The 13,034-nt window shown below is 73.5% G+C and carries 11 protein-coding genes; 7 read left to right on the forward strand and 4 right to left on the reverse strand.

Translation table 11 applies throughout. From position 1 onward, the window contains the following. Positions 1-6 precede the first annotated feature (6 nt). Positions 7-783: a TIGR04222 domain-containing membrane protein gene (locus IF01_RS0120915; protein WP_030394995.1), complete on the forward strand. Its 777-nt coding sequence runs from the start codon at positions 7-9 to the stop codon at positions 781-783. 73 nt (positions 784-856) lie between these two features. On the opposite strand, the gene hemQ is transcribed toward IF01_RS0120915, so the two are convergent. From hemQ to IF01_RS0120930, 3 genes are read right to left on the reverse strand one after another with little or no spacing between them, the layout of a single operon-like run. Next, complete coding sequence (gene hemQ, locus IF01_RS0120920; RefSeq protein ID WP_030394996.1) at positions 857-1,582, reverse strand: hydrogen peroxide-dependent heme synthase; 726 nt, start codon at positions 1,580-1,582, stop codon at positions 857-859. Then, positions 1,579-3,015, reverse strand: coding sequence for a protoporphyrinogen oxidase (gene hemG / locus IF01_RS0120925; protein ID WP_030394997.1), 1,437 nt, complete (start codon positions 3,013-3,015; stop codon positions 1,579-1,581). The genes hemQ and hemG overlap by 4 nt, the downstream gene beginning before the upstream one ends. A gap of 34 nt (positions 3,016-3,049) precedes the next feature. Continuing rightward, the gene (locus tag IF01_RS0120930) at positions 3,050-3,646 is read right to left on the reverse strand and encodes a Uma2 family endonuclease (RefSeq protein WP_030394998.1); all 597 of its coding nucleotides are present in this window, start codon (positions 3,644-3,646) and stop codon (positions 3,050-3,052) included. A gap of 220 nt (positions 3,647-3,866) precedes the next feature. On the opposite strand from IF01_RS0120930, the gene IF01_RS0120935 reads away from it, so the two are divergent. Continuing rightward, the gene (locus IF01_RS0120935) at positions 3,867-4,859 is read left to right on the forward strand and encodes a DUF4349 domain-containing protein (RefSeq protein WP_157855301.1); all 993 of its coding nucleotides are present in this window, start codon (positions 3,867-3,869) and stop codon (positions 4,857-4,859) included. Between the two features lie 55 nt (positions 4,860-4,914). Here the strand turns inward: IF01_RS0120935 and hemE are convergent, their stop codons facing one another. Further along, the gene (hemE, locus tag IF01_RS0120940) at positions 4,915-6,018 is read right to left on the reverse strand and encodes a uroporphyrinogen decarboxylase (protein ID WP_030395000.1); all 1,104 of its coding nucleotides are present in this window, start codon (positions 6,016-6,018) and stop codon (positions 4,915-4,917) included. Between the two features lie 249 nt (positions 6,019-6,267). Between hemE and IF01_RS0120945 the strand changes: the two genes are divergently transcribed. The 5 genes from IF01_RS0120945 to IF01_RS0120965 all read left to right on the forward strand — a co-directional run bounded on the left by IF01_RS0120945 (position 6,268) and on the right by IF01_RS0120965 (position 13,026). Then, positions 6,268-6,930: a DUF3000 domain-containing protein gene (locus IF01_RS0120945; protein ID WP_030395001.1), complete on the forward strand. Its 663-nt coding sequence runs from the start codon at positions 6,268-6,270 to the stop codon at positions 6,928-6,930. Between the two features lie 317 nt (positions 6,931-7,247). Beyond that, a complete protein-coding gene (locus tag IF01_RS0120950; RefSeq protein ID WP_030395002.1) occupies positions 7,248-7,976 on the forward strand; it encodes a response regulator transcription factor in 729 nt (242 codons plus the stop codon). Between the two features lie 166 nt (positions 7,977-8,142). Continuing rightward, positions 8,143-9,420 carry a ribonuclease D gene (locus IF01_RS0120955; protein ID WP_051755787.1) on the forward strand — a complete coding sequence of 426 codons (1,278 nt, stop codon included), beginning with the start codon at positions 8,143-8,145 and terminating at the stop codon, positions 9,418-9,420. A 256-nt stretch (positions 9,421-9,676) separates the two neighbouring features. After that, the gene (locus IF01_RS0120960; protein ID WP_030395004.1) at positions 9,677-10,894 is read left to right on the forward strand and encodes a thiolase family protein; all 1,218 of its coding nucleotides are present in this window, start codon (positions 9,677-9,679) and stop codon (positions 10,892-10,894) included. A gap of 2 nt (positions 10,895-10,896) precedes the next feature. After that, on the forward strand, positions 10,897-13,026 hold the full coding sequence (locus tag IF01_RS0120965) for a 3-hydroxyacyl-CoA dehydrogenase NAD-binding domain-containing protein (protein WP_030395005.1): 2,130 nt from the start codon (positions 10,897-10,899) through the stop codon (positions 13,024-13,026). Positions 13,027-13,034: the final 8 nt, after the last annotated feature.

A 13,034-nucleotide genomic window follows, 5' to 3' on the forward strand; every position in this document is an offset into this window, starting at 1 on the left:
AAGCCCATGTGGTTGCTCTTCCTCCTCCCGGCCTGCGTCGCCGCGGTGCTCTCCTGCATCCGGCTCGTCCGGACGACCGCCACCGCCGACGCGCTGTCCGGTCAGGAGGGCCCCCGGCCGTCCGAGGCGGTGGGGATCGGGCTCTACGAGACGGCGTACCTGGCCGGCGGACCGGACCGGGTGGTCGAGCTGGCGCTCGTCCTGATGGCCTCCCGGGGGCGGCTGCACCTCGCCCACACCGGCTGGACCACGGTCGTCGACCCGCGCGGCCGCAGCCGGCTGGAACGCGCGGTGATCGCCACCGTCGGCCCCGAGGGCCAGTGCCGCACCGACGACCTGCGGCTGGCGATGGCCGCGCACCCCACCGTGCTGGAGATCGGCAGCCGGCTCTCGCTCGCCGGGCTGGCCACCCCGGCGACGGTGCGGCGGCACACCGTGCTGGTGGTCCGGCAGGTCCGGCAGGCGCTGCTGCTCTCCGTGGTGCTGCTGGCCGTGGCGCTGGTCGTCGGCGGCCTGACCGACGGTGACGCGCTGACCCCGCTGGCCTGGTTCTCGCTGCCGCTGGTGCTCACCTCGGGCACCCTGCTGATGGCCCGGGTCGACGTCTACCCGTACACCCGCTGGGCCTCGCCGATCGGCCAGGAGGTGCTCCGCGAGGTCCGCCCGCCGCGCCAGCACGGCCTCACCGACGACGACGAGCGCGAACTGCTCACCGCCGTCGCGATGAACGGCCCCGCCGCCCTCCAGGACGCCCGGCTGCGCGCCGCCCTGCGCCGCCACTGACACGCCGAAGGGCCCGTCCCGCACGGAGATCTCCGGCGGACGGGCCCTTCGGCGTGTCAGTGCACGGGCTTGCTCAGACCAGGCCGTTCAGCAGCTCGGCGACCGGCTTGCGGCGGCCGGTGAAGAACGGCACCTCCTCGCGGACGTGCAGCCGGGCCCGGGACGGGCGCAGGTCGCGCATCAGGTCCACGATCCGGTGCAGCTCGTCCGCCTCGAAGGCGAGCAGCCACTCGTAGTCGCCCAGCGCGAACGAGGCGACCGTGTTGGCCCGCACGTCGGGGTAGCCGCGCGCCATCTGGCCGTGCTCGGCGAGCATCGCGCGCCGCTCGGCGTCCGGCAGCAGGTACCACTCGTAGGAGCGCACGAACGGGTACACGCAGACGTAGTCGCGCGGGCGCTCGTCGGCGAGGAACGCCGGGATGTGCGACTTGTTGAACTCCGCCGGGCGGTGCAGCGCCATGTTCGACCAGACCGGCTCCAGCTGCCGGCCCAGGCCGGTGCGGCGGAAGCGGTTGTACGCCTCCTGGAGGTCGTCCGAGTCGGCGGCGTGCCACCACACCAGGATGTCGGCGTCCGCGCGCAGACCGGACACGTCGTAGGTGCCGCGCACCGTGACGTCCTTGGCCTCCAGCTGGGCGAACAGCTCCTCGACCTCGGTGACCAGGCCGGTGCGGTCCTCGGGCAGCGCGCCCTTGAGCTTGAACACCGACCACATGGTGTAGCGGATGACCTGGTTCAGGTCCCGCGCCTTCAACTTGGCGGGCTGCTCGGCGGCCTGCTGCTCAGCGGTCTCAGTCATGCGCCCATTGTCCTCTCGGTGACGTTCGCCCCGGCCAGCGGGGTCAGTACTCGGTCGAGCGCGGCGACGGCCGCCCGGGCGCTCGCAACGCACGCCGGGATGCCCACGCCGTCGTACGCGGCCCCGCACACGGCCAGCGCCCCCACCCGCTCCGCCGCCGCCCTGATCCGGGCCACCCGGTCCAGGTGGCCGACCGGGTACTGCGGCAGTCCGGCCCGCCACCGGGTGACGGCGGTGTCGTACGGACGGGCGGTCAGGCCGATCGCCTCGCCCAGGTCGGCCAGCGAGCGGGCGACCAGCTCCTCGTCCGCCAGCTCCAACGGCTCCTCCTCGCGCAGCCGGCCCAGCGAGGTGCGCAGCACGAAGGCGTCCGGCGCGGACCGCTCCAGCCAGCCCCACTTGTTGGAGGAGAAGGTGGACGCCTTGATCCGGCGGCCGTCCACGGGCGGGACGAGGAAGCCGCTTCCGGCCGGGGTGCGGGCCAGGTCGGCGCGGCGGAAGGCCAGCGTGACCAGCGCCATCCCGGCGTACTCCACGGTGTCCAGTTCGGCGGCCGCGGCGGGCGCGTCGGCGCGCAGCAGCCGGGCGGCGGCCGGCGCGGGCACGGCCAGCACGACGGCGTCCGCGGCGAGCACCTCGCCGTCGCCGGTGGTCACCCGCCAGCCGTCGGGGGTGCGGCGCAGCTCCGTCACCTCGGTCCGGGTGCGCAGCTCGACGCCGGCCTCGGCGCAGGCCGCGGCGACCGCCTCCGGCAGGGTGCCGAGGCCGCCGCGCAGACCCTGGAACACGGGGGTGCCGACGGTCGCCGGCCGGGTGGCCAGCCGGTGCACGCCCTCGACCAGGGATCCGCCGCCGCGGGCGACCGGCAGCAGCGCGGGCACTGCGGCGCGCAGCGAGATCTCGTCGCTGTGCCCGGCGTAGACACCGCCGAGCAGCGGCTCCACCAGCCGGTCCACGACCTCGCGGCCGAGCCGGTCGGCGACGTAGCGGCCGATCGCGACATCGTCCGCGACCGCCTCCCCGACCACCTCGTGCCGGGCCCGCTCCAGGCCCTCGGGGCTCAGCACACCGGAGTCCGCCAGCGCGGCGAGGTCCCCGGGCACGCCCATCACCTGTCCGCCGGGCAGCGGCCGCAGCGCGCCCCTGGTCCAGATCGCGGCCTTGGCGGTGGTCGGCGGCTCCAGCCGCTCCGCGAGCCCGACGGCCCGCGCCAACTCGACCGCCTCCGGCCGCCGGGCGAGCATCGACTCCGCCCCGAGGTCCACCCGGACCCCGCCCACCTCGCCGCCCCGCAACTTCCCGCCCAGCCGCTCCGACGCCTCCAACAGCGTCACCCGCGCCCGGGCCGGCTCCCCCGCACCCCCACCGACCACGGCCGCTGCGGTCAGCCCCGCGATCCCGCCGCCGATCACCACGACATGTGCTTGCGCCATGCCCCGCAGTCTCGCAGGTCTTTACACCTTTGCCTCAATCCGCCCGCTTCTGCCCCTTGCGGGCGGGCACGAGCCCGTCCAGGTCGATGTCGACCGGGAACGGCACCGGCCGCTCCAGCCGCTCGCGGAAGATCCCGGCGAGCGTGTAGGTCGGCGCGGAGGCGTCCGCCTCGAACACATGGACCACCGGCAGGCCGTCCTCCTCCTCGACCACCCAGTAGTGCGGGATGCCGGCCTCGGCGTACTTCCGCCGCTTGACCGTACGGTCCCGGTGCGCCGACTCGGGGGACACGACCTCGACGACGAGCGTCACGTCCGCGGCATCGAACCAGGTCCGGTCGGGGTCGTAGTCGACCGCCGCGACCACCAGGTCCGGCTCGGGGCGGTTCCGCCGGTCGAGCTTGATCGTCATCTCCCGCTCGGCCAGGAGACCGTCCGGGACCAGGTCCTCCAGGACGGTGGTCAGCGCCGTGACGGCCCTGCTGTGCCACGAGCGCTGCGGGGACATCATGAAGACCAGTGCTCCGTCGATCAGTTCGGTGTGGCGCGGAGCCTGCGGCAGACGGTCGAGGTCCTCGGCGAACCATCCCTCGGCGCGGGGCGGGTACATCCAGTCCGGCAACTCGCTCATGCGGACCACGGTAGCGACTCCGGGGCAAGCGCGGAGCCCGTCGGGCCCGCACGAGCCCGAGGTGTACCGACGGACGGGGCGCCTTGTCCTGCTCGCGGCCGAGACGTGATCGAGCTGCGACCTCCCGGGTGGGTCCGGAGCGGGGCGGGGTCCGTCGAAATGGTGTGGGTGCCCCGGGAGGGGGCGCCGGGAAGCACCGGACGACGGGGAGGGCTCGAACGTGGGACGAGGACGAGGGCGGCGCAGAGCGGGGGCGCTGGCGGCGGTGGCCGTGGCGGCGGTGCTGGCGGCGGGCTGCTCGGCGGACAGGGACGGCGGGAGCAAGGACATGTCGGCGGCCGCCCCGGCGCAGGCCGCCGCCGGGGAGGCTGCCAAGGGGGACGCCGCCGTCGGGGCACCGGGAGTGGCCTCGGTGGCACCCAAGGCGCCGCCGGCCGGGCCGACGGGTGCGGCGCCGGCGGTGGACGGCCGGCAGATCGCGTACTCGGCGCAGCTGACGGTGCGGACGGCGCAGGTGGACACGGTGCTGGCGAAGGCCCGGGACCTGGCCGTCGCGGCGGGCGGCTATGTGGCGAGCGAGACCGGGAGCTCCGGCGGGGACGGCGGACCGCAGAGCGGGCAGATCACGGTGAAGGTGCCCTCGGCGGCGTTCCAGCCGACGCTGGACCAGCTGGCCGGGCTCGGCGAGGTGCTCTCCCGGCGCAGCCAGGCGGAGGACCTGACCCAGCAGGTCGCGGACGTCAACAGCCGGATGCAGAGCCAGCAGGCGAGCGTGGACCGGGTGCGCGCGCTGATGGCGCAGGCGAAGACGCTGGCCGAGATCGTCAGTCTGGAGAGCGAGCTGAGCCGGCGGGAGTCGGACCTGGAGTCGCTGCAGAAGCAGGTGAAGGAGCTGTCGGCGCGGACCTCGCTGTCCACCGTCACGCTGGACGTGCGGCAGAAGACCGGCCCGGTCCAGGAGGTGCCGGACGCGCCGAAGGACAAGGGGTTCTGGGCCTCGGTCGGCTCGGCGCTCGGCGGCGGCTGGCACCTGCTGGGCGCGATCGTGCGCGGGGTCGCCGTGACGGTGGCCGCCGTGCTGCCGTTCCTGCTGGTGGCCGCGCCGGTGGCGGCGGTGGTGTGGGTGCTGCGCCGACGGCGGAAGCCGGTCCCGGTACCGGAGCAGGAGCAGGACCGGGCCGAGGAGGAAGAGGAGAAGGAGCCCGTGCACTGATCCCGGGCCCGCCGGTGGCGGCCCCCTCCGCAGGGGGCCGCCACCGGACGGCGGGTCAGCGGGCGCTGGCCTCGTGCACGAAGGCGACCAGGCGGCTGAGCGCGTCCGGGTCCATGCTGGGCATCACGCCGTGGCCGAGGTTGAAGATGTGGCCGCTGCTGCCGATCGCCTGGGCGGCGTGCAGCACCTCGCGGGCCTTGGTCTCGACCGCGCTGGTGGGCGCGAAGAGCACCGCCGGGTCGAGGTTGCCCTGGAGGCCCTTGCCGGGGCCGACCCGCTCGGCGGCGACGTTCAGCGGCACCCGCCAGTCGACACCGACCACGTCGGCGCCGGCCTGACCCATGAGGCCCAGCAGCTCGCCGGTGCCCACGCCGAAGTGGATCCGCGGCACGCCGTACCCGGCCACCGCGTCGAACACCTTGGTGCTGGCCGGCATCACCGAGCGGCGGTAGTCGTCCGGCGCGAGCGCGCCGACCCAGGAGTCGAACAGCTGGATCGCCGAGGCGCCGGCCTCGATCTGCACCTTGAGGAAGGCGGCGGTGATCCCGGCCAGCCGGTCGAGCAGGGCGGCCCACAGGTCGGGCGCGCCGTACATCATGGCCTTGGTGTTCTCGTGGTTCTTGGACGGCCCGCCCTCGATCAGGTAGCTGGCGAGCGTGTAGGGCGCGCCGGCGAAGCCGATCAGCGGCGTCGGGCCGAGCTCGTCCACTAGCAGGCCGACGGCCTCGGTGATGTAGGGGACGTCGTCCGGCTCCAGCGGGCGCAGCCGCTCCAGGTCGGCGAAGCTGCGGATCGGGTCGGCGATGACCGGGCCGATGCCGGGCTTGATGTCGACGTCGATGCCGACCGCCCGGAGCGGCACCACGATGTCGCTGAAGAAGATCGCCGCGTCCACCTTGTGCCGGCGCACCGGCTGGAGGGTGATCTCCTTGACCAGCTCGGGCCGCATGCAGGACTCCAGCATGGGGATGCCCTCGCGGACCTTCAGGTACTCGGGCAGCGAGCGGCCCGCCTGGCGCATGAACCACACCGGGGTGTGCGGTACCGGCTCGTGCCGGCAGGCGCGCAGGAACGCCGAGTCGTACGCGGCGCCGCGGCGCGCGTCGGGCTGCTGACCGGGGGTGGCGCCGGTCGGGGGGGTTGCCGTCGTCTCGCTCACGCTCCAAATCTTCGCACGCGGCCCGGACCGGCCCGTCCCGGCGGTCCCGTTGCTTCCTCCAGGATCCGAACAGGGATCCGACCGGGGATCCGGACAAGGATCCGGACAGGATCCGCCGAGACTCCGCCGACACTCCGGTGAGGCCCCGGGCCGGGATCCGGCCGGAGATCTGGCCGGATTGCCGCCCCGGCGCGCCGCGCGGGCAGAAGTTACGGCGATTACCCGGGTTTTCGACCTAGTCTTCGGGTCATGGCAGCGGTCGGAGGGCACCCCGCACAGGGTGGCGGAGCAGGTGGCGGAACGGGTCGGGAGGCGGCGCCGAGCGAGTTCCGGGCCGCCGTGGAGGCGTTCTCCGGTGCCCGGCTGCGCCCCGAGCTCGTCCTCTCCCCCGCCCCGGCCCCGCGCCGGCTGGCGCCGCACTCCTTCGCGCTGACCGCCACCGTCGAGGTCGACGGCGAGGAGCTGGCCGACGGCCGGCTGGTGCTGCTGCACGACCCGGCCGGGCAGGAAGCCTGGAACGGGGACTTCCGCGTGGTCACCATGACCCGGGCGGAGCTGGAGCCGGAGATGGCCGGCGACCCGATGCTCTCCGAGGTCGGCTGGGCCTGGCTGCTGGACGCGCTGCAGGCGCACGGGGCCGGGTACACGGAGCCGTCGGGCACGGTGTCGCTCTGCGCCTCGCAGTACTTCGGCGGGCTGGCCGAGCGCGCGTCGACCACCGAGATCGAGATCAGGGCGTCCTGGACGCCGGCCGACGGCCGCTTCGAGCGGCATCTGGCGGCCTGGGGGGACCTGCTCTGCATCAGCGCGGGCCTGCCGCCCGCCGCCGCGGCGCCGCACGCGCCCGCCGACGTCACGTCACTCGGTGGAGTGGTCCCGATGCCCGCCAGGCGACGTCCGCGCTCGCACTGAGGAGTGGCGCCGCCGCGGCGTCATCACCGGACGCACCGCCACCCCCAGGGCTGACGGAGTGTGACTTCGGTGCGGCTCTCCGTCAATAAACCGGTCGAATCCGACTGCTTCGTGTCGAGCCTGATCGATTTTGTGCGAATTCCAGGCATGTCGTAATCAGTCAACTGCGCGATTTGTCCGTATTGTTACTCACTAGATCGTGATCTTTCGCTAAAGCCGGGCACGGATGCTGCCGAAGCAGACTGTGACCCTTTCCGAACGCGGAACACTCCGACCGCCCCCTCGGGGTTCCGTCCGCCACTCCCGCAGGAGGCCTGGTGTCGGTCCTTCTTGAGCACCCCGCAAACGTGGTCGCCTACCGCCCGACCAAGCCCACCGCCATGGTGGTCATCGCCGATCCCCGCGTCCGAAACACCGTCACCCGTCACCTCTGGGCGCTCGGCGTCCGGGACGTGATCGAGGTGTCCTCCATCGCCGAGGCCCGCCCCCGGGTCTCCACCCCGCGCGACATCTGCGTCGCCGACGTCCACCTCCCCGACGGCTCGGGGCTGACCATCCTCGCCGAGACCCGCGCCGCCGGCTGGCCCAACGGGCTGGCACTCTCCGCGGCCGACGACATCGGCGCGGTCCGCAGCGCGCTGGCGGGCGGGGTCAAGGGCTACGTCGTGACCGGCACCCGCACCAATGTCGCCATGCCGGGCCGCCCGGGCCTGCCGCTCGGCGCCGCCGGGCTGGCCGGCCGGATGCGGCGCCCCGGGATGCCGGGCATGCCCGGCGCGGCCGGGGCCCCCGGCGGCGCCCCCGGTGCCCACGGCGCCCACGGCGCTCCGGGCGCCCAGCAGACCGCCTACCGCGAGCTGTCCGGCCGTGAGGTCGAGGTGCTGCGACTGGTCGCCGAGGGCCAGTCGAACAAGGCGATCGGCGTGGCGATGGGCCTCTCGGCCCTCACCGTGAAGAGCCACCTCGCCCGGATCGCCCGCAAGCTCGGCACCGGCGACCGGGCCGGCATGGTCGCGGTCGCGCTGCGCACCGGCATCATCCACTGAGCCCCGGCGCCGCTGCGGCGGCCCAGGAGGAACGTTTCCTCCCGGGCCGCCACCGCGGCCGGGAACGCCCCCCGGGGCCCGTCCGGAGAGCCTCGGGCGGGCCCCTTCATCGGTCTGACCAGTCCGACAACACTCCCGGTCGCGGGGTCCGTCGTACCCTTGGTAGGTGACCGACGCCGTAGCAGCCATCCCAGAAGAAGCAGCCCCGGTCCCGCTCCTCGAGCCGAAGGAGGGGATCCCTCCGGTCGTGGCGGACGAGCGGGCGCTGGCCGACACCGTCGCCGCCTTCGCCGCGGGATCCGGACCGGTCGCCGTCGACGCCGAGCGGGCCTCCGGCTACCGCTACGGCCAGCGGGCGTACCTCATCCAGCTACGCCGCGCGGGCGCCGGGTCCGCGCTGATCGACCCGATCGCCTGCCCCGACCTCAGCGGGCTGGGCGCGGCCCTCGCGGACACCGAATGGGTGGTGCACGCCGCCACCCAGGACCTGCCCTGCCTGGCCGAGGTCGGCATGAGACCGCAGCGACTGTTCGACACCGAGCTGGCCGGCCGGATCGCCGGCTTCGCCCGGGTCGGCCTCGGACCGATGACCGAGAACGTGCTCGGGCTGAGCCTGGCCAAGGAGCACTCGGCGGTGGACTGGTCCACCCGTCCGCTGCCCGAGCCGTGGCTGCGCTACGCCGCTCTGGACGTCGAGGTGCTGGTCGAGCTGCGCGACGCACTCGAACGGGAGCTGGACGCCCAGGGCAAGCTGGACTGGGCCCTGGAGGAGTTCGCGGCGATCGTCGCCGCCCCCCGCCCGGCCCCGCGGACCGACCCGTGGCGCCGCACCTCGCAGCTGCACAAGGTCCGCCGGCGCCGCCAGCTGGCCGTGGTGCGCGAGCTGTGGCTGGCCCGCGACCGCACGGCGCAGGAGCGGGACGTCTCGCCGGGCCGGGTGCTCTCGGACGCCGCGATCGTCAACGCCGCGCTGGCCATGCCGCTGAACATCGCGGCACTGCAGGGCGTCCAGGGCTTCGGGCCCCGGGTGCACCGGCGTCAGCTGGAGCAGTGGCTGGCCGCCGTCCAGCGCGGGCGGGAGGTGCCGGAGAACCAGCTGCCGCCGGCCGCCGCACCGCACGACGGCCCGCCGCCGCCGCGCGCCTGGGCCGAGAAGGACCCGGTGGCGGCCGCCCGGCTGAGCGGGGCGCGCGCCGCGGTCGGCGAGCTGGCCGAGCGGCACCACCTGCCGGCCGAGAACCTGATCACCCCGGACCTGGTCCGCCGGGTCTCCTGGGAGCCGCCGGCCGACGCCTCGGCCGCCAACGTGGCCGCCGCGCTGCGGCGGCTCGGGGCCCGGCAGTGGCAGGTGGACCTGGTCGCGCCGACGCTGGCCACCGCCTTCGCCGAGGCGGCGAAGGCCGGCGCCGAGGCCAAGGCCGGCACGGCCGCGCAGCAGGGCTGAGCGGGCAGGAACAAGGAAGAGCAAGGAAGGGGATGTCGCCCGGAGCGGGCGGCATCCCCTTCGTCGTCCCCGGACCGCGGCGGGCGGGTGAATCAGGGAGTGGGCGACAACACATCCGGTGTTGCGGCTTCCGGGCCTGGGCATGGTGGTTACCGACGGGTAGCATGGCCGTGGGCGGCGCCGCCCGCGTCCATTCGTGCGACGGCTCGCGGCAGCCTGCCCACCTGAACCGTTGGTCCCTGGGAGGAGAGCCCCCGTGCCTCGTACCGCGAGGGACGTCGTCTTCGTCGATGGCGTCCGCACCCCGTTCGGCAAGGCAGGCCCGAAGGGCATCTACCACGAGACCCGTGCCGACGACCTCGTCGTCAAGTGCATCCGGGAGCTCGTGCGTCGTAACCCGAACCTGCCCGTCGAGCGCATCGACGAGGTCGCGATCGCGGCCACCACGCAGATCGGTGACCAGGGTCTGACGATCGGCCGCACCGCAGCACTGCTGTCGGGCCTGCCGAAGTCCGTCCCCGGCTACGCGATCGACCGCATGTGCGCCGGCGCGCTGACCGCCGTGACCACCACCGCCGGCGGCATCGCCTTCGGCGCCTACGACGTGGTCGTGGCCGGTGGCGTCGAGCACATGGGCCGCCACCCGATGGGCGAGGGCGTCGACCCGAACCCGCGCTTCGTCTCCGAGAAGCTCGTCGACGAGTCCGCCCTGTTCATGGGGATGACCGCGGAGAACCTGCACGACCGGTTCCCGCACATCACCAAGGAGCGCTGCGACGCCTACGCCGTGCGCTCGCAGGAGAAGGCCGCCAAGGCGTACGCCAACGGCGACATCCAGCCCGACCTGGTGCCGATCTCGATCCGCAACACCAACCCCGAGGTCGGCGAGACCGGCTGGGGCCTGGCCACCGCGGACGAGCCGATGCGCCCGGGCACCACGATGGAGAGCCTGGCCGGCCTGAAGACCCCGTTCCGCCCGCACGGCAACATCACCGCGGGCAACTCGGCCGGTCTGAACGACGGCGCCACCGCCTCGCTGCTGGCCGCCGAGGACGTCGCCGAGGAGCTCGGCCTCCCGGTCCGGATGCGCCTGGTCTCCTACGCCTTCGTCGGCGTCGAGCCCGAGGTCATGGGCATCGGCCCGGTGCCGGCCACCGAGAAGGCGCTGGCCAAGGCCGGTCTGACCATCGACGACATCGGCGCGTTCGAGGTCAACGAGGCCTTCGCCGTGCAGGTCCTGGCGTTCCTGGACCACTACGGCATCGCCGACGACGACGAGCGCGTCAACCCGTTCGGCGGCGCGATCGCGTTCGGCCACCCGCTGGCCTCCTCGGGCGTGCGCCTGATGAACCAGTTGGCCCGCCGCTTCGAGCAGCGCCCGGACGTCCGCTACGGCCTCACCACGATGTGCATCGGCTTCGGCATGGGCGCCACCATCGTCTGGGAGAACCCGCACTTCGAGGGTGGTAAGTGAGCATGAGCACCACGACTGAGCTGCTGACCCGCGGCGCCGAGCTCTTCCCCGGCGAGGTCGTCACGACCGCGCACGTCCGCCACCTGGACCTGCCGCTGCAGGCCGGCCGGCTGGCCCTGATCACCCTGGACAACGGCTTCGACCACACCAAGCCGACCACCTTCGGCCCGGGCTCCCTGCTCAAGCTGAGCGAGGCGCTGGACCAGGTCGAGGCCGAGGCCGCCGAGGGCACCGTCGTCGGCGCCGCGATCACCGGCAAGCCGTTCATCTTCGCGGTCGGCGCCGACCTCAAGGGCGTCGAGCTGCTCCAGCAGCACGCGGACGCGCTCGCCATCGGCAAGGGCGGCCACGAGGTCTTCAAGCGGATCGCCGCGCTGCCCGTCCCGACCTTCGCCTTCTACAACGGCGCGGCGATGGGCGGCGGCGTCGAGGTCGGCCTGCACTGCGACTACCGCACGGTGTCGGCGGGCGTCCCGGCGTTCTCGCTGCCCGAGGTCTTCCTCGGCCTCGTCCCCGGCTGGGGCGGCTGCAGCATCCTGCCGAACCTGATCGGCCCGGCCAAGGCCGTCAAGGTGATCATCGAGAACTCGATGGCGCAGAACAAGCAGCTCAAGGGCAAGGACGTGTTCGAGCTGGGGATCGCCGACGCGATCTTCGAGCCGGCCGACTTCCTGGAGCAGTCGCTGCTCTGGGCGGCCAAGGTCCTCAAGGGCGACGTGGCCGTCGAGCGCGAGGCGATCGACCGCGGCAAGGGCTGGGACGACGCCGTCGCCTGGGGCCGGATGGTCGCCGACGCCAAGGTGCACGGGGCGGCCCCGGCCGCGTACCGGGCGCTGGACATCATCGCCCAGGTGAAGGACCAGGACCTGCAGGCCGGCTTCGACGCCGAGGACGCGGCCCTGGCCGACCTCATCATGGGCGGCGAGCTGCGCAGCGGCATCTACGCCTTCAACCTGGTGCAGCGCCGGGCCAAGCGCCCGGTCGGCGCGCCGGACAAGTCGCTGGCCCGCCCGGTCTCCAAGGTCGGCGTCGTCGGCGCCGGTCTGATGGCCTCGCAGCTGGCCCTGCTGTTCGCGCGCCGGCTGGAGGTGCCGGTGGTCCTCACCGACATCGACCAGGAGCGCGTCGACAAGGGTGTCGGCTACGTCCACGCCGAGATCGACAAGCTGCTCGGCAAGGGCCGCATCGGCAAGGACAAGGCCAACCGCCTCAAGGGCCTGGTCTCCGGCTCGCTCGACAAGGCCGCCGCCTTCGGTGACGCGGACTTCGTGATCGAGGCCGTGTTCGAGGAGATGGGCGTCAAGCAGACCGTCTTCGCGGACCTGGAGAACGTGGTCTCGCCGACCTGCGTGCTGGCGACCAACACCTCCTCGCTCTCGGTCACCGAGATGGCCTCGAAGCTGAAGCACCCCGAGCGGGTCGTCGGCTTCCACTTCTTCAACCCGGTCGCGATCCTCCCGCTGCTGGAGATCGTCCGCGGCGAGAAGACCGACGACGTCTCGCTGGCCACCGCCTTCGGCGTCTCGAAGAAGCTGAAGAAGACCGCGGTGCTCTGCAAGGACGCCCCGGCGTTCGTGGTGAACCGGATCCTGACCCGCTTCATGGGCGAGATCCAGGGCATCATCGACGAGGGCACCCCGATCGCCACCGTCGAGAAGGGCGTCGAGCCGCTCGGCCTGCCGATGTCCCCGATCGTGCTGCTGGAGCTGGTCGGCCCGGCCATCGCGCTGCACGTCTCGGAGACCCTGCACGGCGCGTTCCCGGAGCGGTTCACCGTCTCCGAGAACCTCGGCCGGGTGGTCAAGGCCGGCAAGCGCGGCTTCTACACCTGGGTGGACGGCCAGCAGGTCCTCGACCCCGAGGTGCTGGAGCTGCTCACCTTCGGCGACACCGTGCTGACCGAGGAGCAGGTGCTGGGCCGCGCCCTGGAGGCCGTCGCCCAGGAGATCGGTCTGATGCTGGAGGAGGGTGTCGTCGCCGAGGCGCAGGACATCGACCTCTGCATGATCACCGGCGCCGGCTGGCCCTTCCACCTGGGCGGGATCACCCCGTACCTGGACCGTGAGGGCATCTCGGAGCGTGTGAACGGCAAGCGCTTCCTCGCCCCGGGCCTGGCCTCCGTGCCCGCCTGAGGATGACG

Source organism: Kitasatospora purpeofusca (genome assembly GCF_000718025.1).
GTDB lineage: Bacteria > Actinomycetota > Actinomycetes > Streptomycetales > Streptomycetaceae > Kitasatospora > Kitasatospora purpeofusca.

Bases quoted from the DNA above. Each gene is read 5' to 3' on its own strand.
- IF01_RS0120945 (WP_030395001.1), top strand. From the start codon at position 6,268: ATGGCAGCGGTCGGAGGGCACCCCGCACAGGGTGGCGGAGCAGGTGGC.
- hemG (WP_030394997.1), bottom strand. From the start codon at position 3,015: ATGGCGCAAGCACATGTCGTGGTGATCGGCGGCGGGATCGCGGGGCTG.
- IF01_RS0120965 (WP_030395005.1), top strand. From the start codon at position 10,897: ATGAGCACCACGACTGAGCTGCTGACCCGCGGCGCCGAGCTCTTCCCC.
- IF01_RS0120930 (WP_030394998.1), bottom strand. From the start codon at position 3,646: ATGAGCGAGTTGCCGGACTGGATGTACCCGCCCCGCGCCGAGGGATGG.
- hemQ (WP_030394996.1), bottom strand. From the start codon at position 1,582: ATGACTGAGACCGCTGAGCAGCAGGCCGCCGAGCAGCCCGCCAAGTTG.
- IF01_RS0120915 (WP_030394995.1), top strand. From the start codon at position 7: ATGTGGTTGCTCTTCCTCCTCCCGGCCTGCGTCGCCGCGGTGCTCTCC.